General features: G+C 71.4%; 24 protein-coding genes and 2 tRNA genes. 16 read left to right on the top strand and 10 right to left on the bottom strand.

Features of this window, described 5'->3' with window-relative positions; translation table 11 throughout:
- Positions 1 to 196: 196 nt before the first annotated feature.
- Both BUE16_RS08435 and BUE16_RS08430 read right to left on the bottom strand, forming a co-directional pair.
- The gene (locus BUE16_RS08435; RefSeq protein ID WP_073308566.1) at positions 197 to 1,498 is read right to left on the bottom strand and encodes an amidohydrolase; all 1,302 of its coding nucleotides are present in this window, start codon (positions 1,496 to 1,498) and stop codon (positions 197 to 199) included.
- A 95-nt stretch (positions 1,499 to 1,593) separates the two neighbouring features.
- The gene (locus tag BUE16_RS08430) at positions 1,594 to 2,628 is read right to left on the bottom strand and encodes a nucleoside recognition protein (protein WP_073308564.1); all 1,035 of its coding nucleotides are present in this window, start codon (positions 2,626 to 2,628) and stop codon (positions 1,594 to 1,596) included.
- 178 nt (positions 2,629 to 2,806) lie between these two features.
- On the opposite strand from BUE16_RS08430, the gene BUE16_RS08425 reads away from it, so the two are divergent.
- The 7 genes from BUE16_RS08425 to ftsY all read left to right on the top strand — a co-directional run bounded on the left by BUE16_RS08425 (position 2,807) and on the right by ftsY (position 6,476).
- Complete coding sequence (locus tag BUE16_RS08425) at positions 2,807 to 3,295, top strand: hypothetical protein (protein WP_073308562.1); 489 nt, start codon at positions 2,807 to 2,809, stop codon at positions 3,293 to 3,295.
- A gap of 157 nt (positions 3,296 to 3,452) precedes the next feature.
- A complete protein-coding gene (locus BUE16_RS08420) occupies positions 3,453 to 3,605 on the top strand; it encodes a 50S ribosomal protein L39e (RefSeq protein ID WP_073308560.1) in 153 nt (50 codons plus the stop codon).
- Positions 3,606 to 3,881, top strand: a complete 276-nt coding sequence (locus tag BUE16_RS08415; protein WP_073308558.1) for a 50S ribosomal protein L31e — start codon at positions 3,606 to 3,608, stop codon at positions 3,879 to 3,881. It begins immediately after the preceding gene.
- A gap of 3 nt (positions 3,882 to 3,884) precedes the next feature.
- Positions 3,885 to 4,550 (top strand): translation initiation factor IF-6, encoded by a 666-nt coding sequence (locus BUE16_RS08410; RefSeq protein ID WP_073308556.1) that lies wholly within the window; start codon positions 3,885 to 3,887, stop codon positions 4,548 to 4,550.
- A 130-nt stretch (positions 4,551 to 4,680) separates the two neighbouring features.
- On the top strand, positions 4,681 to 4,857 hold the full coding sequence (rpl18a, locus tag BUE16_RS08405; RefSeq protein WP_073308555.1) for a 50S ribosomal protein L18Ae: 177 nt from the start codon (positions 4,681 to 4,683) through the stop codon (positions 4,855 to 4,857).
- Complete coding sequence (pfdA, locus tag BUE16_RS08400; RefSeq protein WP_073308553.1) at positions 4,854 to 5,339, top strand: prefoldin subunit alpha; 486 nt, start codon at positions 4,854 to 4,856, stop codon at positions 5,337 to 5,339. The genes rpl18a and pfdA overlap by 4 nt, the downstream gene beginning before the upstream one ends.
- 3 nt (positions 5,340 to 5,342) lie before the next feature.
- On the top strand, positions 5,343 to 6,476 hold the full coding sequence (ftsY, locus tag BUE16_RS08395) for a signal recognition particle-docking protein FtsY (RefSeq protein ID WP_073308551.1): 1,134 nt from the start codon (positions 5,343 to 5,345) through the stop codon (positions 6,474 to 6,476).
- Between the two features lie 90 nt (positions 6,477 to 6,566).
- On the opposite strand, the gene BUE16_RS08390 is transcribed toward ftsY, so the two are convergent.
- Complete coding sequence (locus BUE16_RS08390; protein WP_079991587.1) at positions 6,567 to 7,538, bottom strand: THUMP domain-containing protein; 972 nt, start codon at positions 7,536 to 7,538, stop codon at positions 6,567 to 6,569.
- Between the two features lie 177 nt (positions 7,539 to 7,715).
- Between BUE16_RS08390 and BUE16_RS08385 the strand changes: the two genes are divergently transcribed.
- From BUE16_RS08385 to BUE16_RS08375, 3 genes are read left to right on the top strand one after another with little or no spacing between them, the layout of a single operon-like run.
- Positions 7,716 to 8,276: a TATA-box-binding protein gene (locus BUE16_RS08385; RefSeq protein ID WP_073308546.1), complete on the top strand. Its 561-nt coding sequence runs from the start codon at positions 7,716 to 7,718 to the stop codon at positions 8,274 to 8,276.
- 1 nt (position 8,277) lies between these two features.
- Positions 8,278 to 8,631, top strand: a complete 354-nt coding sequence (locus BUE16_RS08380; RefSeq protein WP_073308544.1) for a DUF7473 family protein — start codon at positions 8,278 to 8,280, stop codon at positions 8,629 to 8,631.
- The gene (locus BUE16_RS08375; RefSeq protein ID WP_073308542.1) at positions 8,628 to 9,626 is read left to right on the top strand and encodes a CPBP family intramembrane glutamic endopeptidase; all 999 of its coding nucleotides are present in this window, start codon (positions 8,628 to 8,630) and stop codon (positions 9,624 to 9,626) included. Before BUE16_RS08380 ends, BUE16_RS08375 begins: the two co-directional genes overlap by 4 nt.
- Before the next feature lie 111 nt (positions 9,627 to 9,737).
- Here BUE16_RS08375 and hisG read toward each other — a convergent pair whose 3' ends face one another.
- Positions 9,738 to 10,589 carry an ATP phosphoribosyltransferase gene (gene hisG, locus BUE16_RS08370; RefSeq protein ID WP_073308541.1) on the bottom strand — a complete coding sequence of 284 codons (852 nt, stop codon included), beginning with the start codon at positions 10,587 to 10,589 and terminating at the stop codon, positions 9,738 to 9,740.
- Positions 10,590 to 10,677: 88 nt separating this feature from the next.
- Here hisG and BUE16_RS08365 point away from each other — a divergent pair, with 88 nt between their 5' ends.
- Positions 10,678 to 11,859 carry a peptidase gene (locus tag BUE16_RS08365; RefSeq protein ID WP_234972370.1) on the top strand — a complete coding sequence of 394 codons (1,182 nt, stop codon included), beginning with the start codon at positions 10,678 to 10,680 and terminating at the stop codon, positions 11,857 to 11,859.
- Between the two features lie 66 nt (positions 11,860 to 11,925).
- Here the strand turns inward: BUE16_RS08365 and BUE16_RS08360 are convergent, their stop codons facing one another.
- A complete protein-coding gene (locus BUE16_RS08360) occupies positions 11,926 to 12,357 on the bottom strand; it encodes a LysE family transporter (RefSeq protein WP_234972369.1) in 432 nt (143 codons plus the stop codon).
- Positions 12,358 to 12,897: 540 nt separating this feature from the next.
- Here BUE16_RS08360 and BUE16_RS08355 point away from each other — a divergent pair.
- Positions 12,898 to 14,286 (top strand): signal recognition particle protein Srp54, encoded by a 1,389-nt coding sequence (locus BUE16_RS08355; protein ID WP_073308539.1) that lies wholly within the window; start codon positions 12,898 to 12,900, stop codon positions 14,284 to 14,286.
- A 93-nt stretch (positions 14,287 to 14,379) separates the two neighbouring features.
- The gene (locus BUE16_RS08350; RefSeq protein WP_073308537.1) at positions 14,380 to 14,994 is read left to right on the top strand and encodes an MFS transporter; all 615 of its coding nucleotides are present in this window, start codon (positions 14,380 to 14,382) and stop codon (positions 14,992 to 14,994) included.
- A gap of 51 nt (positions 14,995 to 15,045) precedes the next feature.
- On the opposite strand, the gene surE is transcribed toward BUE16_RS08350, so the two are convergent.
- Positions 15,046 to 15,987 carry a 5'/3'-nucleotidase SurE gene (gene surE / locus BUE16_RS08345; protein WP_073308535.1) on the bottom strand — a complete coding sequence of 314 codons (942 nt, stop codon included), beginning with the start codon at positions 15,985 to 15,987 and terminating at the stop codon, positions 15,046 to 15,048.
- Positions 15,988 to 16,107: 120 nt separating this feature from the next.
- Between surE and BUE16_RS08340 the strand changes: the two genes are divergently transcribed.
- Positions 16,108 to 16,701, top strand: a complete 594-nt coding sequence (locus BUE16_RS08340) for a magnesium transporter (RefSeq protein WP_073308533.1) — start codon at positions 16,108 to 16,110, stop codon at positions 16,699 to 16,701.
- The gene (locus BUE16_RS08335) at positions 16,702 to 17,259 is read left to right on the top strand and encodes a magnesium transporter (protein ID WP_073308531.1); all 558 of its coding nucleotides are present in this window, start codon (positions 16,702 to 16,704) and stop codon (positions 17,257 to 17,259) included. It abuts the gene before it with no gap.
- Between the two features lie 2 nt (positions 17,260 to 17,261).
- On the opposite strand, the gene BUE16_RS08330 is transcribed toward BUE16_RS08335, so the two are convergent.
- Entirely contained in the window at positions 17,262 to 17,684 is a 423-nt protein-coding gene (locus tag BUE16_RS08330) for an RNA-binding domain-containing protein (protein ID WP_073308529.1), read from the bottom strand.
- Positions 17,681 to 18,283, bottom strand: coding sequence for an AAA family ATPase (locus tag BUE16_RS08325; RefSeq protein WP_073308527.1), 603 nt, complete (start codon positions 18,281 to 18,283; stop codon positions 17,681 to 17,683). The genes BUE16_RS08330 and BUE16_RS08325 overlap by 4 nt, the downstream gene beginning before the upstream one ends.
- A 129-nt stretch (positions 18,284 to 18,412) precedes the next feature.
- Here BUE16_RS08325 and BUE16_RS08320 point away from each other — a divergent pair.
- A tRNA-Arg gene (locus tag BUE16_RS08320) sits at positions 18,413 to 18,518 on the top strand.
- A 144-nt stretch (positions 18,519 to 18,662) separates the two neighbouring features.
- Here the strand turns inward: BUE16_RS08320 and BUE16_RS08315 are convergent.
- Together BUE16_RS08315 and BUE16_RS08310 are read right to left on the bottom strand one after the other, a co-directional pair.
- Entirely contained in the window at positions 18,663 to 19,532 is an 870-nt protein-coding gene (locus BUE16_RS08315) for a hypothetical protein (protein WP_073308525.1), read from the bottom strand.
- 84 nt (positions 19,533 to 19,616) lie between these two features.
- A tRNA-Cys gene (locus BUE16_RS08310) sits at positions 19,617 to 19,692 on the bottom strand.
- Positions 19,693 to 19,865: the final 173 nt, after the last annotated feature.

The raw sequence follows: 19,865 nt of genomic DNA, 5'->3' as shown, positions 1-19,865 counted from the left end.
TTCGTTCGGTCGCTCACCTCTCGCGCACGTCCGGCGGGCACTACCCGGGGCCTCCGGCCCCGTGAGGTCACACTCGCTTCGCTCACGGCTCACTCCGTTCGCCGCTCGCTGTCGCGGTCTCACTACGCTCGACCGCGCACCGCTCGCGTGATCGGAGGCCCGCCGGCACCCGCCACCGCAGGTACGTCGCTGTGACTTACTCCTCAGCGCGTTCGACGAGCGCCTCGGCGTGCTCCTGAGCCCGCTCGCGCACGTCGGCCTCGTCGAACGCGAGCACCTCGCCGTCGCGCATCAGCACCTCGCCGTCGCAGACCGTGTGGCGCACGTCGCTGCCGCGGGCGGCGTACGCGAGGTGCGAGACGAGGTCGTGCTCGGGCGTCAGGTGGGCGGCGTCGAGGTCGACGACCGCGAGGTCGGCGTTCGCGCCCGCCTCGATCCGACCGGAGTCGAACCCGAGCGCGCGGGCGCCGCCCTCCGTCGCGACCCGGACGGCGGTCTCGGCGTCGACGGCCGCGGCGTCGTCGGCCGCGAGCTTCCCGATCATCGCGGCGTCGCGGATCTCGTCGAAGAGGTCGAGGTCGTTGTTCGAGGCGGCGCCGTCGGTCCCGAGCGCGACGGTCACGCCCGCGTCGAGCAGCTCCTGCACCGGCGCCATCCCGGACGCGAGCTTCATGTTCGAGGCCGGGCAGTGGGCGACGGCGGTGCCGCGCTCGGCGAGCGTCTCGATCTCCGCGGCGTCGAGGTGGACGCCGTGGGCGACCCACGTGTCCTCGGCGAGGAGGCCGAGGTCGTCGGCGTACTCGGTCGGTCGAACGCCCGCCTCGGCGTCGATCTCGTCGAGGTACGTCTCGGTCTCGTTCAGGTGGAAGTGCAGCGGGATGCCGGCCTCTCGGGCCTTCGGGACGAACTCCTCGAAGAACTCGGTCCCGACGGTGTGGGGCGCGTGGGGCATCACCGCCGTCCGGACCCGGCCGTCGGCGGCGCCGTCGTACTCCTCGGCGACCGCCAGCGACTCGGCGAAGTCGTCTCGGGCAGCCTCGGCGTCCTTGCCGACGGTGACGACGCCGTGGCCGACGCGGGCGCGGACGCCCGCCTCGCGGACCGCCTCGACGACCTCGCCGACGTGGAAGTACATGTCCGCGAACGCGGTCGTCCCGCTGCGGATCAGTTCGACAGCCGCCAGCCGGGTGCCGACGCCCACGTCCTCGGGCGTCAGCGCCGCCTCCGCGGGCCAGATGTCCTCCTGGAGCCAGTCTTCGAGGGTCTTGTCGTCGGCGTAGCCGCGCAGGAGCGTCATCGTCGCGTGGCCGTGGGCGTTCACGAGCCCCGGCATCACGAGCGAGTCGGTCGCGTCGAGCGTCCCGTCTGCGTCGCCCGCGAGGCCGGGCCCGATCTCGAGGATCTCCCCCGCGTCGGCGTCGATCAGCACGTCGGCCTCGATCACGTCGAACTCGGGCGTGAGCACGCGCCCATCCGTGACGGCGAGTGTGTCGGTCATGGGCGTGGGTGGCGTTCGGCGGCTACTCAATCCGTCGGGTTCGCCGCGCGACCGGCCCGGCGGGGTCCGGCGCCTCCGCGGCGGTCACGGCCCGCTCACGCGAGGAACACGACCAGCGCGACCGAGATGAACAGTACCTTCAGCGCCGTGTTCACCGCGATCACCTTCGAGCCGAACTCCGGCCCCCAGACGCCGTACTGGAACGGGATCGACCGCTTGAACGTCGAGAACGCGAACGAGACGATCCCGCCGACGAGCATCCCCGCGACCGCCTGCTCGGGTGTCAGCGTCGTGCCGATCAGGGGGGCGAACGCGGCCGCGCCCGCGGTCGTGTCGAAGACGAAGATCACGATGGCGGGGACGACGGCCGCGGGGAGCCCCGCCACGTCGGCCAGCGGCCCCGCCACCGCCGAGAGCGCCCGGAGGTCGACGCGGGCGACCAGCACCGTGACGAGCACGTACACCAGCGCGAGCCGCGGGACGATCCGGGTCAGCTTCGACCGCGTCGACTCGGCAGCCGCCGTGAGTTTGTCGCGGAGCCCCGCCCCGTCGTCGGTGTCGCCCGGCGTGGCGTCCGCCGCGCCGCCGTCCGGCGCCGCGGCGTCCGCGTCCGGCGGGTCGAGTTCGCCCGTCTCGCCGCGCAACAGCAGCGCCCCCGCCAGCACGCCCGTCAGGGTGATCCCAAGCGCGATGGCGCCGCGCGTCCCGACGTACAGCACGCCGGTCTCGCGGCCGAGGATCGGGATGACGACCGGGACGTAGAACGTGAACAGGTGCTGGACGAAGCCGAAGAACGTGTTGATGACGACGGCGACCATCGTCGCGCGGTCCGAGAGCCGGCCGGACTCGCGGAAGTCCGCCAGCATGCCGTACCCCGCGGTCGTCGACGCCGCGGTCGTGACGATGGCCGTGCCGGCCTCGTCGGGGAGGTTCGCGGGGCCGGTGAGGTACCGCGAGAAGCCGGCCACCCGCTCGACGAGGCCGAACTCGACGGCGACGTTCGCGAGGAAGACGCCGACGGCGATGAGGACCGCGATGCGTGCGACCCGGCCCAGCGCCTCCACGACGAGTGGCAGGATCCCCGCGATAGCGGGGACGGAGACGAACGCGCCGACGCCGGCCGGAGTCATTACCGGAAGGCGGGGACGAACCCACAAGCCGGTTTCGCCGCGGCGACCGCGAACGTGGACACGACGGCGACCGGGTCGGGGACGGGCAACGAGACGGGTCGGCGAGCCGCAGAATCGCGGTCCTGCGCCGGCGGAACCGGCGTCGCCTTTATGACACCTGACGGGGTAGCCCGAGCGAATGCGCGGACGGGGCCAGACGCGGACGACGCTTCGGTACCGGGTGAGCGAGCCGGCGCTGGCGGGGCTCACCGCCGGGGCCGTCGTGGTGCCGGCGCCGCTGTTCGCCGCCGCGGTCGCTGTCGACGGCTGGACCGCGGGGCTCGTCGGTCTGGCCGCCGCCGTCGGAGTGGCGCTCCACGCCGGGCTGGCGGCCGCACGCGACGACGACGGCGCGCTCTCGGCGGCCGACGAGCCGCTGCGCCGCGCCGCCTTCGCCGGCGGCGGGGCGTTCCTCGCGGGGGCGCTCCCGGCGCTCGTCGTGCTCTCGAACCTCGGCGTCGGCTACCTCCTCGCCGTCGGCGTCGTCGCCGTCGAACTGGCCATCATCGCGTCGCTTCGGGTCCGGCTCGTCGGCCGCGACGTGCTGGAGGCGGCCGTCCGTGTCGCCCTCGGCGGGGCGCTCGCGGCGGCCATCGGTGCCGGAGTCGGGTCGCTCGCGGGACTGTGATCGGTCGCCGTTTCGGCCGTCGCGACCGGTGGCGCATCGGTCGTCGCGTCGGGCGCCACGACGGGCGTCGCGTCGCGGAGCCGTCCCCCGGCGTCACCGGCGAAGCGCTCCCGGATGGACAGGGTTTTCCCTACTGACGGAGAATCTGCCGGATACCATGACCAAGAAATCCAAGGCGAAAAAGAAGCGCCTTGCCAAGCTGGAGCGGCAGAACAGCCGCGTTCCGGCGTGGGTGATGATGAAGACCGATATGGAAGTGACCCGCAACCCGAAGCGACGCCACTGGCGGCGCTCGGACACCGACGAGTAAATGAGCGCCAACGACTTCGAGGAGCGCGTCGTCACGGTCCCGCTCCGCGAGGCGAAGCAGGCGCCATCTCAGGAGCGCGGCGACAAGGCGATGTCGCTCATCCGCGCGCACCTGGCGAAGCACTTCTCGGTCGACGAGGGCGACGTCCGTCTCGACCCCGCGGTCAACGAGACCGTCTGGGCGCGCGGGCGTCAGAAGCCGCCGAGCACGGTGCGCCTGCGCGCGGCCCGCTTCGACGAGGACGGCGACATCGTCGTCGAGGCGGAGCCGGCCTGAGGCGTGCTTCGCGTTTCGTTCGCCGGGTCGTCGTACGTCGGAGTCTACGCGCACGCTGCCAGCGACTGCCTCGTGGTGCGGCCCGACGTGGAAGACGACCTCGCCGACCAACTCGAAGCTGAGTTCGGCGTCGACGTGCTCCGCACGACCGTCGGCGGCTCCGGCACGGTCGGCGCGCTCACCGCGGGCAACGAGAACGGGACGCTCGTCTCCCGACAGGCGACCGACCGCGAGATCGACGCGATCCGCGAGGCGACCGACGACCCCGTCGAGCGCCTCCCCGGGAAGCTCAACGCCGCGGGCAACGTCGTCCTCGCGAACGACTACGGCGCGTACGTCCACCCGGAGCTGTCCGACGAGGCGGTCGCCGTCGTCGGGGACGTGCTCGACGTGCCGGTGAAGCGGGGGTCGCTCGGCGGCGTCAACACCGTCGGCACCGCCGCGGTCGCCAACAACACCGGCGTCCTCTGTCACCCGCACAGCGAGGAGCCGGAGTTGGAGGCGCTGGAGGAGCACCTCGACGCGTACGCCGATCTCGGTACCGTCAACTACGGCGCGCCGCTGGTCGGCTCGGGGCTGCTCGCCAACGACGACGGGTACGCCGTCGGCGGAGACACGACCGGCCCCGAGCTGGGTCGGATCGACGACACGCTCGGGTTCATCGAGTAGGGCGAGCCGCCCCTCGAAGAAGCGAGGCTCCGGACGACGAACCGTTCCGACGGTCGCCGCCGCGGGCGTCGGCCCGGCTCGGTCCCCGAGTCGGAAGGTACTTCCCGCTCCCGAGCGGTTTTTCGGGCACATGAGCCAGTTCACTGTTAGCGGTCAGTTCAAGACCCGAGACGGGATGCAGGCGTTCACCCGTTCGATCGACGCGGTCAACGAGAACGTCGCGCGCGAGCACGTCCTCTCGAAGTTCGGCGCCGAGCACAACCTGAACCGCACCCAGATCGAGATCGGCGAGGTGGTCGCCGAATGAGTCTCGGTGGTGGCGGCGGTCCGGGTCAGCAGCAGATGCAGCAGATCTCCCAAGAGATCCAGGCGATCGAAGCGGAGATCGAGGAGCTCGAAGACGAGATCGACGACCTCCGACAGGAGCAGAGCGACGTCGACGAGGCGATCGAGGCCATCGGCCAGATCGAGACCGGCTCGACGGTGCAGGTGCCGCTGGGCGGGGGCGCGTACGTCCGCGCCGAGGTGCAGGACCTCGACGAGATCGTCGTAAGCCTCGGCGGCGACTACGCCGCCGAGCTGGAGGAAGGCGACGCCGTCGAGGCGCTGGAGCGCCGCAAGGAGACCCTCGACGAGCAGATCGACACCGTCAGCGAGGAGAAGGCAGACCTCGAGGCCGAGAGTCAGCAGCTCGAACAGCAGGCCCAGCAGATGCAACAGCAGATGCAGCAACAGCAGATGCAGCAGATGCAGCAGATGTCCGACGAGGGCGGCGACGGGGACGAGTAAGGGATGTTCGACGGCCTGAAGGACAAGCTCTCCTCGTTCAGAGAGGACGTCGTCGAGGACACCTCGACTGGTCAGTCGGACGCTACCGCGTCCGACGACGCCGCCGGGGAGGTCGAAAAGAAGGCCGAGGAAGCCGACGCCGAGGCGACTCCCGAGACCGGCGAATCCGAGCAGACGGGCGCGCCGGCGGCCGAAGAGTCGGCGGCGGCCGAACCCGACGGGAAGCCGGCGGCCGACGACTCCTCGGGACCGGGCCGGCTCAAGCGCGCGGCGGCGTTCGCGACCGGGAAGGTCATCATCGAGGAAGAAGACCTCGAAGAGCCCCTTCAGGACCTGGAACTCGCGCTGTTGTCCAGCGACGTGGAGATGAGCGTCGCCGACCGCATCCTCGAAACCGTCCGCGAGAAGATGCTCGGCGAGACGCGCGCGCAGGTGCAGACGACAGACCAGCTCGTCACGGAGGCGCTCCACGACGCGCTGCTGGACGTGATCAGCGTCGGGCAGTTCGACCTCGAGCAGCGGATCGCCGAGGCGGACAAGCCCGTCACCGTCGTGTTCACCGGCGTCAACGGCGTCGGGAAGACCACGAGCATCGCGAAGCTCTCCGAGTGGCTCGGTGAGCGCGGCTACTCGTCGGTGCTCGCGAACGGCGACACCTACCGCGCCGGAGCAAACGAGCAGATCCGCGAGCACGCAGAGGCGCTCGACCGGAAGCTCATCGCCCACGAGCAGGGCGGCGACCCCGCCGCCGTCATCTACGACGGCGTCGAGTACGCCGAGGCCAACGACGTCGACGTGGTCCTTGGCGACACCGCCGGTCGCCTCCACACGAGCAACGACCTGATGGCCCAACTGGAGAAGATCGACCGCGTCGTCGACCCTGACCTCACCCTTTTCGTCGATGAGGCGGTCGCCGGGCAGGACGCGGTCAAGCGCGCCCAGGAGTTCGACGACGCGGCCGCGATCGACGGCTCCGTCCTCACGAAGGCCGACGCCGACTCCTCGGGCGGCGCCGCGATCTCCATCGCGTACGTGACGGGCAAGCCGATCCTCTTTCTCGGCGTCGGGCAGGGGTACGACGACCTCCGACGGTTCGACCCCGAGGAACTGGTCGACGAGCTGCTCGGCGAGACGTAGCTGGGCTTCGTTTTTCAGCCGGTCTCGGTTCGCGAGACAGCAGCCGCCATGGTCGCCGGGAGATGTCGTCACCGGCGGGAGCCGCTCGCGCTACGCCCGTTCCAGCACGTGCACGTGTCGCACGAGGCTCCGGTGGACCCGTCGCTCGAAGGAGTCGGTGACGCGCCAGCCGGCGTCGACGGCCGCCTCGTGCCACGACCGATCCGCGACGAGCACCCCTCGCGGGGCGACCCGTGCGGCCTCCGCGAGCGCGTCGCCCACGAGGTCGTCGAGGCTGTGGCGCGCGATCTTCGACTGCCGGCCGTAGGGCGCGTCGAACACCACCCCGTCGACCGCGTCAGTTCGGAGCGCGAGGTCGGTGGCGTCGCCGCGGATCACCACGCGGTCAACGCCCGAGCCGCCGAGGTAGTGCGCGAGGTTCTCGCGGGCGCCGTGGGCCATCTTCGCTTGCGCGTCGTTGCCGACCACGTCGCTACCGACGAGGCCGGCCTCGATGAGCACGCCGCCGGTCCCGCACATCGGGTCGAGGACGCGGGCGCCCGGACCGGCCCCCGCGAGGTTGGCGTACGCGCGGGCGTCCATCGGCGCCATGCTCCCCGGCTGGAAGAAAGGGCGATCGGTCGGGCGGCGCGCCGAGAAGTCGCGGACCGACTCGGCGACGACCCAACCGACGAGGCAGGCGCCGTCGGCGAACAGCACGCGGAGGGTGTGGTCGGGGTCGTCCAGGTCAACCGCGAAGCCGCGCGCGACGAGCGCGCTCCCGCACTCGCGCTCGACCTCGCTCGTCGAGACGGCGGCGCTGTCGCGGAGGACGCGCGCGCGGACGGCGACCGTCCCCTCCCGCTCGATGCTCGCCGCCTCGACGATTGCGCGGGCGCTTCGCGGGTCGGCGTCTGTCCGCCCGAGCAGGTCGAGCGCGCGCCTGGTGTACGCCAGCCCGGCCAGTCGGTCGGGGTCGACCGCGTCGGCGACGGCCAGTCCCGGGGCGACCCGCTCGACCCCGGCGGCGGCGACGCCCGCCTCCAGCGCCGCGAACCGGTCTTCATCGCCGACGAACTCCAAGCCGTACACGCGGGAGACTGCGGGGGCGCGGCGCTTGAACGCACGGGTTCGTCCGCGCGGCGTCGCCGCCCGAGCGCAGCCCGAGCACCGCCCGGAGCCGGCGGCAACCCACGGCGTGAATCCGCATCGGGCGGGGCGGTACTACTTTATTCGTTTAAACAGTCGGATCACGTGAGAATGGCTGACCCCACGGAGTCGATTAACATCGAGAACGTCGTCGCGTCGACGGGGATCGATCAGGAGTTGGACCTCCAGACGGTCGCCATGGACCTCGAAGGGGCGGATTACGATCCCGAGCAGTTCCCCGGGCTCGTCTACCGCACGGCCGACCCGAAGAGCGCCGCGCTCATCTTCCGTTCCGGCAAGATCGTCTGCACGGGCGCCAAGAGCACCGATGCCGTCCACGAGGCGCTCCACATGGTGTTCGACGAGCTGCGGGCCCTGGATATCCCGATCGACGAGGACCCCGAGATCACCGTCCAGAACATCGTCACCTCCGCGGACCTGGGCGCGGATCTGAACCTGAACGCGATCGCGATCGGGCTCGGCCTGGAGAACATCGAGTACGAGCCCGAGCAGTTCCCCGGGCTCGTCTACCGCATCGACGACCCCGACGTGGTGGCGCTGCTGTTCGGCTCCGGCAAGCTGGTCATCACCGGCGGGACGAAGCCGTCGGACGCCGAGGCCGCCGTTGGCGTGATCTCCGACCGGCTCTCGGAACTGGGACTGCTCGGCTAGCGTGCTGCTGCAGTCGTCTCCCCTCGGAATCCTCGGCGGCGTCCTCCTCATCGCGGTGCTGTCGACGCTGCTCGCGAACACGGCGGCGTACTTCGTGCTCGGTGGCGAGGCCGAACTCCGACAGGCCGTTCCACCCGGCGTCGCGATGGCGCTGGTCGGGCTGTCGGCGGCCGTGCTTCCGCCGGCCGCGGTGATCGCGATCGCGCTCGTCGTCGACTACGCCGTGGTGTACCTGGCGTACGGGCTGAATCGCCGCGGCACCGCGATGATCACCGCGATGCACTACGCGCTCACGATCCTCGCGGCGTACGGGATCAACAGCCTGCTCGCGATCTACCAGACTGCGCCCGGATGAACCGAGTCTTCGACGCCGCCCGGGCCGGCCGGGCGGCCGTCCGGTCGACCGTCTGGAACGACGCCGAGCGTCGCCCGCGCGCGCCGGTCCGGCTCGGCGTCGCCCTCCTCGCGATCGCCGTCGCGCTCGTCGGCGGCGGCGGCGCCGCGGGCATCCTCGGGCTGTCCGCTCCGATATCGACCGTCCTCCCGATGCTCGCGGTGGCCGGGGCGACGCTGGCGGCCGCCCGATACGTCGACCGCCGCGCGCTCGCGGACCTGGGGCTGCGCAGGGAGACCGGCTGGCTCGCGGACCTCGTCGCCGGCCTCGCGCTCGGGGTCGGCCTCCAGACCGCGATCGCTGGGGTCGGCCTCGCGGCCGGCTGGTTCCGCGTCGCCGGCACCCTCGTGGGGACGGCTGCCGGCTTCGGCGCCGTGCTCCTCGTGTTCCTCGTCGTGGGGGTCTACGAGGAACTCGTCTCGCGCGGCCTCCTGCTGGTCAACGTCGCCGAGGGCCTCCGGTTCGCGGGCGAGCGCATCGCCGTCGGGGGCGCACTGGCCGTCTCCGCGGGCGTCTTCGGCCTGCTCCACGCTGGCAACCCCGGCGCCTCGCTCGCCTCGACGCTCGGCGTCACGTTCGCGGGCGCGTTCCTCGGTGTCGGCTTCGTGCTCACCGGGCGCCTGTCGTTTCCGGTGGGCGTCCACGTCTCCTGGAACGCCGCGCAGGGGCTGCTGTATGGCTTCTCCGTCAGCGGCCTCGGCGTCGGCACCGCCGTCGTCGACCTCGAACCGACCGGCCCGGCGCTCGTGACCGGCGGGTCGTTCGGCCCCGAGGCCGGGCTGCTCGGGGTGGGCGCGATCGCTCTCGGCACGGTCGCGACGGTCGCGTGGGTTCGGGTCCGGGAGGGACTTCCCGCGCGACCGTTCGACCCGCGGATCGCGGTGCCGGAGCTTCGCTGGCGCGGCGGCGGCGACACCAACGACGACGACAACGGCGACGACAGCAACGAACGGTGAGACGCGAGCGGAGAGCGGCGAGCGGCGAACGGCGAACCGGAGAGCCGGGGTACCAGGGAACCAGGGTACCAGGGAAGCGAGTCCACAGCGCGCAATCCCGCGGTCGGCCCCTCACTCCACGAGCCGCTCGATCTCGGTGACGAGGATGTCGCTGGCGCCGACGCGCTTCAGGTCGTCGATGACCTTGAACACTGCGCGCTCGTCAACGACGGCGTGGACGGCGACGTGCTCGGTGTCGCCGTCGGCCACGTCCATCACCGTCGGCCCGCCCAGTCCGGGGAGCACCTCCTTCACGTCCGCGAGCGCGTCGCGCGGGGCGTTCATCATCAGGTAGCGCTTGTCCTCGGCTGCGATCACGGACTCGAAGGCGGTGGCGACCTGCTGGACCTTCCCGTCGTCAGCCACGTCCGGACGGGCGAACAGCCGGACCGACGACGCGAGCACCTCGTCGACGACCGCGAGGCGGTTCACCTGGAGGGTGGTCCCGGTGGAGGTGATGTCGACGATCGCGTCGGCCATGTCGACGTGCGGGGTGAGTTCGGTCGCGCCCGTCACCTCGACGACCTCGCAGTCGATCCCCTCGCGGTCGAAGTACTCGCGCGTGATCCGGGGGAACTCGGTGGCGACAGTCAGCCCCGCCACGTCGGCGGGTTCGTTGATGTCGCCGTCCTCGGGCGCCGCGAGCACGAGGCGACAGCGACCGTACGCCAGATCGAGCAGGTCGACGAGGTCGTGCCCCGACTCGCGAGCCTGATCGAGCCCGGTGATCCCCACGTCCGCGGCGCCGTCGGCGACGTACTCGGGGATGTCGGCCGCGCGCGCGAACAGCACGGACACGTCCGGGTCGACCGTGTCGGCGTACAGCTGCCGGTCGGCGGTGTTCTCGATGTGGAGGCCGGCGCGTTCGAGCAGCTCGATCGTGGGCTCGTGCAGGCGGCCCTTGTTGGGCACGGCGATGCGCATAGGCGAGGGGACGGCACCGCCGTCCTTGAGTCCGTCGGGGAGCGGTGCCCGAGACACCGGGGGGGCGCGCGACGGTCGATACCCTTTCGTGGAACCGCCGACACCGACGGACGTGATCGCCCTCCAGTCCGCCCCGACTCCGATCCCAGACCTCGCGCCGCCGCTGGTGTTCTGGGCGCTGTCGTGCGTGCTCGCGCTGGTCGTCGGCGCGGGCGGCAGCGCCGTCGCCCGCCGGCTCTCGAACCCGGTCCGGAAGTACCGCCTGCTGTACGTCGGCGCCGTGCTCCCGCTCGGCGTGCTCGCGTACGGTCTCCTCTCGATCCTCGATCTGGGCGCGGCCGTTCGCGCCGTCCTCGTCGGGGCCTCGACCGGAATTCGGCCGGTCGACGTGTTCCTCGCGGAGTTCCTGACGATGGGGGCCGCCGGCACCGTCGCGCTCGCCGCGTACGCGCCGACGATACCCGGCGTCCGTGCCGCACGCGGCATCGACCTCGGAACCGGCCGAGCGGTCGCCCGGATGGCGCGGTGGCTGCTGGGCGTGAGCGCCGTGTTCGCGCTCGCGTTCACGCCGTTTCGGGTCGGAGTCGACGCCGGCGCCTCGGCGGTCGCCGTCGCGGTCGGACTCGTCGCGCTCGTGGTCGTGATGCTCGCCGCGTCGCCGTGGGTGGTCGGCGCGCTCCGGTCGACGCGAGCCCCGACCGGCGACGACGCCGCCCGGGTCGACCGCCTCCGGGACCGCGCCGGGCTCGGAGCGGACCTCGTCGGCGACGTTCGCGTGCTCGACACCGACGACGAGGGGACCGCGAACGCGTACGTCCGCGGGGTCGGGCCGACCCGACGGCTGTTCGTGACGAGCACGTTCCTCGACGCCTTCGACGACGAGACCGGCGCCGCGCTGCTCGCGGTGCAGGCGGGCCGCGTCCGCTCGCGGGCGCTCGCCCGCCGGATCGGTGCAGTCGTCGCCGCCGCGGTGTCCCTGCTCGCCGCGTTCGGACCCGGGGCGGCGACCGGCCCGCTCGTGGCCGTCGCCGGCGGCGCGCTCGTCGGGGGGCTGTGGTACGCCCGTCGCGGCGTCCTCGCCGCGGACGACCTCGCGGCCGAGCGGGTCGGCGCCGACGCCGTCGCCGACGCGTTCGAGCGCTACGCCGAGGCGCACGCGATGGAGCCGTCGCGGCGGCGGGTCCCGAACCCGCTGTCGGCGACCGTGGCGCTGGGCGACCGGATCGACCGCCTCCGCGGACGCGACGGCGGCGGGGCGGCAGCCGAATAGCTGGGCCGCCTGCGCAGCCGGTGTCCGGTCCGCGTCGCCGAGCGACGCGTCCCAGCCGCCGGCCGATCACGCCACCCGCGCGATCAGCGCCGCGGCCAGCGCGACCAACGCCGCCGCCGACCCCAGCCGGATCGCCCCGGCGACCCGTCCGGTCGCCACCGCGTCGATCCGGCCCGCGAGCGCGCCGACGGCCGCGAGGTACGCGACCGTCAACAGGGCGTACACCGCGCCGGGGGCGGCCATCGTCGCCGGCTGTCCCCCGCCGGCGAACCCCGGGAGGAAGGCGAGAAAGAACAACGCGACCTTCGGGTTCGCGACGCTGGTGACCAGCCCCCGGCGGAAGCCCGCGAGCGTGACGAGCGTCGCCGCCGCCGGAACCGCGCGGTAGATCGCCGCCAGCCCCAGCGCCGCGGCGGTCGCGTGGACGAGGACGCCGACGGCGACCCCGCACGCGACGCCGACGCCCGCCGCGCGTGAGGCGAACCTGCGGGTGAGCACGACGAGGGTGTCCTACCCGGGGACGAGGATCAGCGCACCCGCGGCGGCGACGTAGGCGGCGAGCGTGGCGGCGTCGAGCCCGAACACGCGTCGTGATTCGCGAGACGGCGTGAAGTGGGTTCGGTACGAATCCGACGACCGTGTGGCGTGCGGCGAGGGCGCGCTCGTCGCGCCCGTTCGCGCGAGGGGCAAGCGAGGAACGAACGGAGCGAGTGACGAGCGAGTCGGCTGGAGAGGCGGGGGCGCGGGGCGGGGCGGTCGCAGCGGGTGGGCGGGTGGGACTGAAAGGGGCCGTGGCTGTGCGAGAAGGCGCGGACCGTCAAGCACCGCGGGCGAACGACCGGAGGGAGCGAGCCGAGGAGCGCAGCGGCCGCACCGAGCGCACAGCCACGGGGGCTTTCGAGGACGGCGACTCCGACGCAGTGCGGGCACTCACACGAACCCATACGAACCCACACGCCCACGAATTCACGATTTCACGGACACGGATCGAGGACAGGGAAGCCTTTACCGCACGGACCGACTACCACGACCAACAAGATGGTACTCGACGATCTGGGGAGTTCCCTCCGGAGCACGATGGACTCGCTCCGCGGGAAGTCCCGTATCGACGAGGACGACGTGCAGGAAGTCGTCAAGCAGATCCAGCGATCGCTGCTGTCGGCTGACGTGGACGTGGACCTCGTCATGGAGCTGTCGGACAGCATCAAGACCCGTGCGCTGGAGGAGGACCCCCCCGGCGGCACGACCGCCCGCGATCACGTCCTCAAGATCGTCTACGAGGAGATGGTCGGCCTCATCGGGGAGTCGACCGAGATCCCGCTGGAGGAGCAGACGATCGTGCTCGCGGGCCTCCAGGGCTCGGGGAAGACCACCACCGCCGCCAAGATGGCGTGGTGGTTCTCGAAGAAGGGGCTGCGCCCGGCGGTCATCCAGACCGACACCTTCCGCCCCGGCGCCTACGACCAGGCCAAGCAGATGGCCGAGAACGCCGAGGTGGAGTTCTACGGCGACCCCGACGGCGACGACCCGGTGCAGATCGCCCGCGACGGGTTGGAGGCGACCGCCGACGCCGACGTTCGCATCGTCGACACGGCCGGCCGCCACGCGCTGGAGGACGACCTCATCGACGAGATCGAACAGATCGACGACGCGGTTGATCCGGACCGCTCGCTGCTCGTGCTCGACGCCGCGATCGGGCAGGGCGCCAAAGAGCAGGCCCGCCAGTTCGAGGAGTCGATCGGCATCGACGGCGTCGTCATCACGAAGCTCGACGGGACCGCGAAGGGCGGCGGAGCGCTGACGGCCGTCAACGAGACCGGCTCCTCTATCGCGTTCCTCGGCGCTGGCGAGACGGTACAGGACATCGAGCGCTTCGAGCCGAACGGCTTCATCTCGCGGCTGCTGGGAATGGGCGACCTCAAGCAGCTCTCCGAGCGCGTCGAGCGCGCGATGGAGGAGACCCAAGCGGAAGACGACTGGGACCCCGAGGACATGATGGAGGGGGAGTTCACCCTCAAAGACATGCGCAACCAGATGAAGGCGATGGACCGCATGGGCCCACTCGATCAGGTGCTCGACATGATCCCCGGCATGGGCGGCGGGATCATGGACCAGCTCCCGGACGACGCGATGGACGTGACCCAAGAGCGCATGCGGAGCTTCGAGATCGCGATGGACTCGATGACCGAGGAGGAGCTGGAGAACCCCGCGGTCATCAAGAGCGACCGGCTGGAGCGGATCGCCCGCGGCTCGGGCGTCCCCGAGGAGCGTATCGAGGAGCTGCTCGAACAGCACAGCATGATGAAGCGGACGATGGACCAGTTCGGCAACATGGGCGACGGCGACATGCAGCGGATGATGAAGAAGCTGCAACAGCAGGGCGGCGGCGGTGGCGGCGGCATGGGCGGGATGGGGCCGTTCGGGTGACGCCGCGGCCCTCGTTCGACCCGCCGTAGCTGGCGGCGGCCGCCCGGCCGCTTCCGCGCGGCTTTTGCCCGCGAGCCCCCTCGACCGGATCGGATGGCTACCGGCGTCGGGACGCGGCTGCGCGCGCTCGCGGAGTACGACGTGCTCGCGCTCACGGCGCTGATCTGGTTTCTCGCGAAGTTCCTCCGGTACGCGCTCCCCCCGCTGTTTCCGACGTTTCAGGCCGGGTTCGGCGTCTCGACGGCCGCGCTCGGAGCCGCGTTCACCGCGATGTTGACCGTCTACGCTGCGATGCAGTTCCCCAGCGGCGCGCTCGCCGACCGTGTCGGCGTCCGGTGGGTAATCGTCGCCGGCGCGGGCGTCACGGGGATCGGCGCGCTCGTGCTCGCGGTTCCGGTCCCGGAACCGCTCGCGCTTGGCGTCGTCGTCCTCGGAATGCTGCTCGTCGGCCTCGGAACCGGCGTCCACAAGACCGTGGCCGTCCGGCTCCTCTCGCGGCTGTACCCCGAACGGACCGGTAGGACGCTGGGCGTCCTCGACACGCTCGGCGCCTTCGGCGGCGTCGCCGCGCCCGCCGCCGTCGTCGCGGTGAGCGGCGCCGCGATCGCCGGCGTCGCCGCCCCGTGGCTCGACTGGCACTCGCTGTTCCTCGCGGGCGCGCTGGTCGCGGCGCTGGCGCTCACGGGCGTCGTGGCTGTCGTGGAGTGACTGTCGTCGGTTCGGGAACTGCCCGCACGACGGGCAGCGATCGCGAGCCGATCAGTCGTCGTCCGCGACCGCTTCGCGTTCGGTCCGCCACGCGCGGTTCACCGCGGCGATGAGGTCGTCCAGCCGCTCGGAGTGGACCGCCGTCTGGGGCACGCGAAGCGGGGAGACGCTCGCGTCGCCGTCGACGACCGCCGCGCGGTCGGACCAGGCGGGGTAGGAGTCGCCGACCTGCTCCAGCGTCGGGTGCCGACCCGGCTGATCGAGGCGCGCCCAGAAGTCGGACTCGAGCCGCCAGTCGCCGTCGTGGGTCTCTCGCTCCTCGGCGGAGGCCTCGCGCACGTCGACGCCGTAGTCGGCGAGCGGTTCGGTGAGCCGGAGGTCGCAGCCGTCGGCGTCGACGGGGGCGTTCACCGAGAGCAGGTCGGCGTCCGCCAGATCCGCTCGGGAGTCGCCGCCTGCGACGTGATCTCCGCCGCCGTCGCCGACGCCGGCGCCACCCCCGCCGGCCACGTCATCGCCTCCGCGGTCGAGCACGCGCTCGGCGAGCAGGCGGGTGAGCCGTGCGGGCGTCTCGAAGGTGAACTCCGCGGGCGGGAAGAACTTCTCGCGGTGGTACGCGGAGACGGCGACCGCGGGGACGCCGAGGTACGCCGCCTCGACGGCCGCGCCGACGGTGCCCGAGTGGCCCATGATGTACTCGCCGCAGTTCGGTCCGTGGTTGCAGCCGGAAACGACCAGATCGAACTCCGTCTCCAGCGCCCGGAGCGCGTAGGCGACGCAGTCAGCGGGCGTGCCGTGAACCGCGTGGCCCCACTCGTGGTCGTTGACGTCGACGGCGCGGGAACGCGCGCGCCCCACCCCGGACTGGTTTTCCGCCGGCGCGACGACGGTCACGTCGGCGACGGCCCGCAGCTCCTCGTACAGCGCCGCGAGGCCGGCGGCGTCGACTCCGTCGTCGTTCGTCAACAGCACCCGCGCCTGCGAGTCGGTCATTGGCGGGACGAGGCGGTTCACGACCAAGTGCGCGTCGGTCCCGACGGAGGAGCGCCGCGGCGTCGACGCCCCCGGTTGCGGGCACCCGATTTTTGTCGACCCGGCGCGTCGACCTAGTCGATGGAACTGCGTGAAACCGCCGAGGAAGCGTACCGCGAGGCGTTGCCCGCCCTCGGGGCCAGCCTCGTCGGCGGGCTGCTCGCGGGGGTCGTCCTCGGCGGGATGCGCGCGGAGCTGCGCGCCGTCGAGGGACTGCTCGTGCTCGTCCCCGCGCTGCTTGCGACCCGCGGGAACGTGTACGGGAGCTTCGGTGCCCGGCTCTCCACGGGCCTCCACCAGGGGCTCGTCGAGCCGCGGGTGCGCGCCGGCGACGAGCGGGTCCGCCGCGCCGCCACCGCTGCACTCGCGAACGGCCTGCTCGCCTCGACGGTCGCGGCGGTGCTCGCGTTTTTCGTGCTCACGCTGCTCGGCGCGCCCGTGGCGTCGCTGCCGGTGTTGGTCGGGGTGGCGCTGATCGCCGGACTACTGTCCGGGATCGCGCTCACCGCCGTCGTCCTGGTCGTCGTCTTCGCGGGCTACCGCCGCGGGCGCAACCCCGACACGCTCGTCGGCCCGCTCGTCACCACCACCGGGGACGTGTTCGGCATGCTGTTCCTCCTCGTCGCGGTGCGCGCGACGCTTTCGATCGCCGGCTTCCTCGGGGGTGGCGGGTAGGTGGCGACCGACTGGACCGTCCGAGCGATCACCCGCGCGATGCTGCCCGTGTTGCTCGCGCTCACGGTCGTCGAGCTGGGGTCGGGGCTCGTCCTCGGGGCGTTCGAAGAGCGGCTACTCCGGGCGCCGTCGCTGCTCGTGCTCGTCCCCGTCACCATCGGCACCGCCGGCAACCTCGGCTCGATCCTCGCGGCGCGCCTCTCGACGGCGTTCCACCTCGGGACGCTCTCGTTCGACCCCACGGACGACGAGCTCGCGGGCAACGCCGTCGCCACGGTCGCGCTCGCGGTGACGCTCTTTCCGGTCATCGGGCTCGGCGCGTGGACGCTGGCGTCGCTCGTCGGCGAGACGACGCTCGGGCCGGGAACGGTGCTCGTCGTCGCGCTATCGGCCGGCGTCACGCTCGCCGTTCTCGCGGTGGCGGTGACGCTCGTGGCGACGTATGCGGCCTACCGACTCTCGCTCGACCCCGACGACGTGGTCATCCCCGTCGTCACCAACGTCTGTGACGTGCTCGGGGTGCTGGTACTGTTCGGGGCGGTCTTGGTGTTCACGTAGCGTCAACGACGGTCGGGGTCGACGGGCGCGCCGTCCTCCGTCGGCGGCGCGAGGTGGTCGATGTACTCCTCGACCGACGGGGAGCGGACGGTCACCGCGACGTCGATGTCGCCCAACTCGTCGGGGTCGCCGACGGCGAAGTTGACGACGCCCTGGAAGGCGGCCTGCTTCTTCAGGCTGAACGTGAAGCCGTCGTCGGTGCGGTTGCGATCGAACTCCCGGCGCGCGGTGTCGAGGATCTCCTGCTCGTGGAGCTTGTCGGAGAAGTCGTCGAGCGAGTGGGTCTCGGCGACGAGGAGGCCCGGCTCGGAGACGAACTCGACGGCGGGGAACAGCGCCTCGACGGCGTCGCGGACGCGGTCGGTCACCTCGGTATCGCGCACCGGCGCCTCGATCCGAGCGTCGACGCTGTAGACGGTCGTCACTTTCCCACCTCCGCAGCGTCGTCATCGGCAGCATCCTCGGCTGCGGCGGCGACGTTCCCGCGGAGCACCGCGCGGACGCGGTCGCGGAACGCCGCGAGCGTGTCGGTGTTGTCGATCGACACGTCGGCGGCGTCGATGACCTCGCCCATGCCGAAGCCGAGTTCGCGCTCCTCCCGCTGTTTCAGGGCCTCGGTGTCGACATCGGAGTCGTCGCGCCCGCGGTCACCTAACCGCTCGGCGCGTACCTCGAACGGCGCGGTGATGGCGACGAGCGTAAAGTCGTTGCTGAAGCGCTCGCGGAAGCGCGCCAGCTCGACGGGGGCGCGCAGTCCGTCGACGAGCACGGCGTCCGCGTCGGCCGCGCCGGCGGCCTCCTCGATCAGCGGAATCGAGCGCTCGGCGATCGCCGCGGGACCGTTCTCCTCGCGCAGCGCGCGAGCGATCTCACCGTGGTGTTCGGCGGGGTCGAGCCCGCGGTCGCGACACTCCGCGCGGATGACGTCTCCCATCGTGACGACGGGGACGCCCTCCTCTTGGGCGACCGCGGCGGCCTCGCCTTTTCCACTGCCCGGCAGGCCGACCGTTCCGATGACTCGCATCACCGTCCGTTGGCCGGTGGCGGGATTAAAGCCTGCGAGACGGGCGACGACGGTCACGGTCGCCGCACGGGCAACACGGTCGCGCGGGACCGCGCCGCTTTTGCCGTCGCCGCGTGTGCGTCCATCCGTGGGCGCGTAGCTCAGTCCGGATTCAGAGCGTCGGACTTCTAACCGCGTCGGGACCCCGGCGAGGGAAGTCATCCGACGGTCGCGGGTTCAAATCCCGTCGCGCCCGTAGTGGTCGAGCGGTAGCGAGATCCAGACGGCGACAGACCGTGATGTGAACCCAAGAGCGAACCGAACGACATGAGCAGAGCGAGCCGAGTGCGGTCGCGACAGAACAGCGTTCACCGGACTGCGCGGAGGAGCGGTGTCGCGTTCAGTACCGCGACGGCATGTACGCCAGTCCCAGTAGGACGAACGCGGACAGGCCGCTGAGGATCGTGACGCCCCACAGGCCGTTCGTCATCGTTGTCTGGCTCGCGGTCGTTTCCTGGTAGCGATCGTACGTCTCGAACTCCTGGGTGAGCACCATCGTCGAGTTGTCGGGGAAGTACGCGAAGTACGTCGTCGAACCGACACTCACGTTCGCTTTGTTGGCGACCGAGATCTCGGTGGTGCGGAGCGCGAAGTACTCGAGCGTGGCCGCCTCCGGTGTCACGGAGACGAGCGTCGCGGTGTTGTTCTCGACGTTGTCGAGTTCGTCACCGACCGCGTACTCGCGCGTCTCGGGCTCGGGGAAGTACTCGTTCGCCGGGATCAACGTCCGGTTTCCGTCGTCGCGTTCGACGACATACTCCTCCCCGTCAACGGTCGTCGTCTCGTTTTCGACATCGGAGTCGTTCTGAAGTATCGCACTCCGGTCGATGTTCTCCACCAGCGTCACCGTGTTAGACGCGTTGTCCGTTTGGACCGTCCACGACTGGCCCTCGTAGGTGATGTCGGAGCCGTTCGCCCACTCGACGGTGTAGCGCGCGGAGTCGTTCGTGTACTCCAGCGTGCCCGAGCGAACGAGATGGGCCTGGCCGCCGCCGCCGTGGCCACCGCCGCCACCGCCCTTGATCTCGGCGGAGATGCCGGACACGGTGAACTCTTGCCCGTCGACAGTGAACGTGTCTCCCTGACTCAGTTCGTGTTCGGGGTTCTCGAAGGAGAGCTGCGGCGCGCTCGCTGTCGCGATGAGCGAGAACGAGGCCGTCCCCACGACGAGGAAGAACGCGACGTAAATAGCCGCGGCGCGTCGTTGCATACGTGAGCCACGGGTCGCCCGGAGTTTAACCGTTTTCTTTCGGCGAACACAGCGACGGCTACCAGGTTTCCGGCGAGCGCGAGAAGCCAAGGGCCGGATTTGAACCGGCGTGGTTCTCCTCTGCAGGGAGATGCGTATGGCCGGACTCTGCCACCTTGGCGCGTCTGAACGGAGACGTGTGATGCGTTTAAGCCTAGCGGATCCCCACGTCGTAGCAGTAATCGTCGGGGTATGCGCGTGACGGAGCCGTCGCTGTCTGTGTGTCTGTGTATATGAAAAAAGCCCGCTGGCGTGGTGCCAGCGGGCTTGAGTGTGTGTGTGTGGATGAGTGGT

It is taken from the genome of Halobaculum gomorrense (genome assembly GCF_900129775.1).
Lineage (GTDB): Archaea > Halobacteriota > Halobacteria > Halobacteriales > Haloferacaceae > Halobaculum > Halobaculum gomorrense.
The sequence above is the reverse complement of the archived record's forward strand: the minus strand, read 5'-3'. Positions and strand labels throughout refer to the sequence as shown.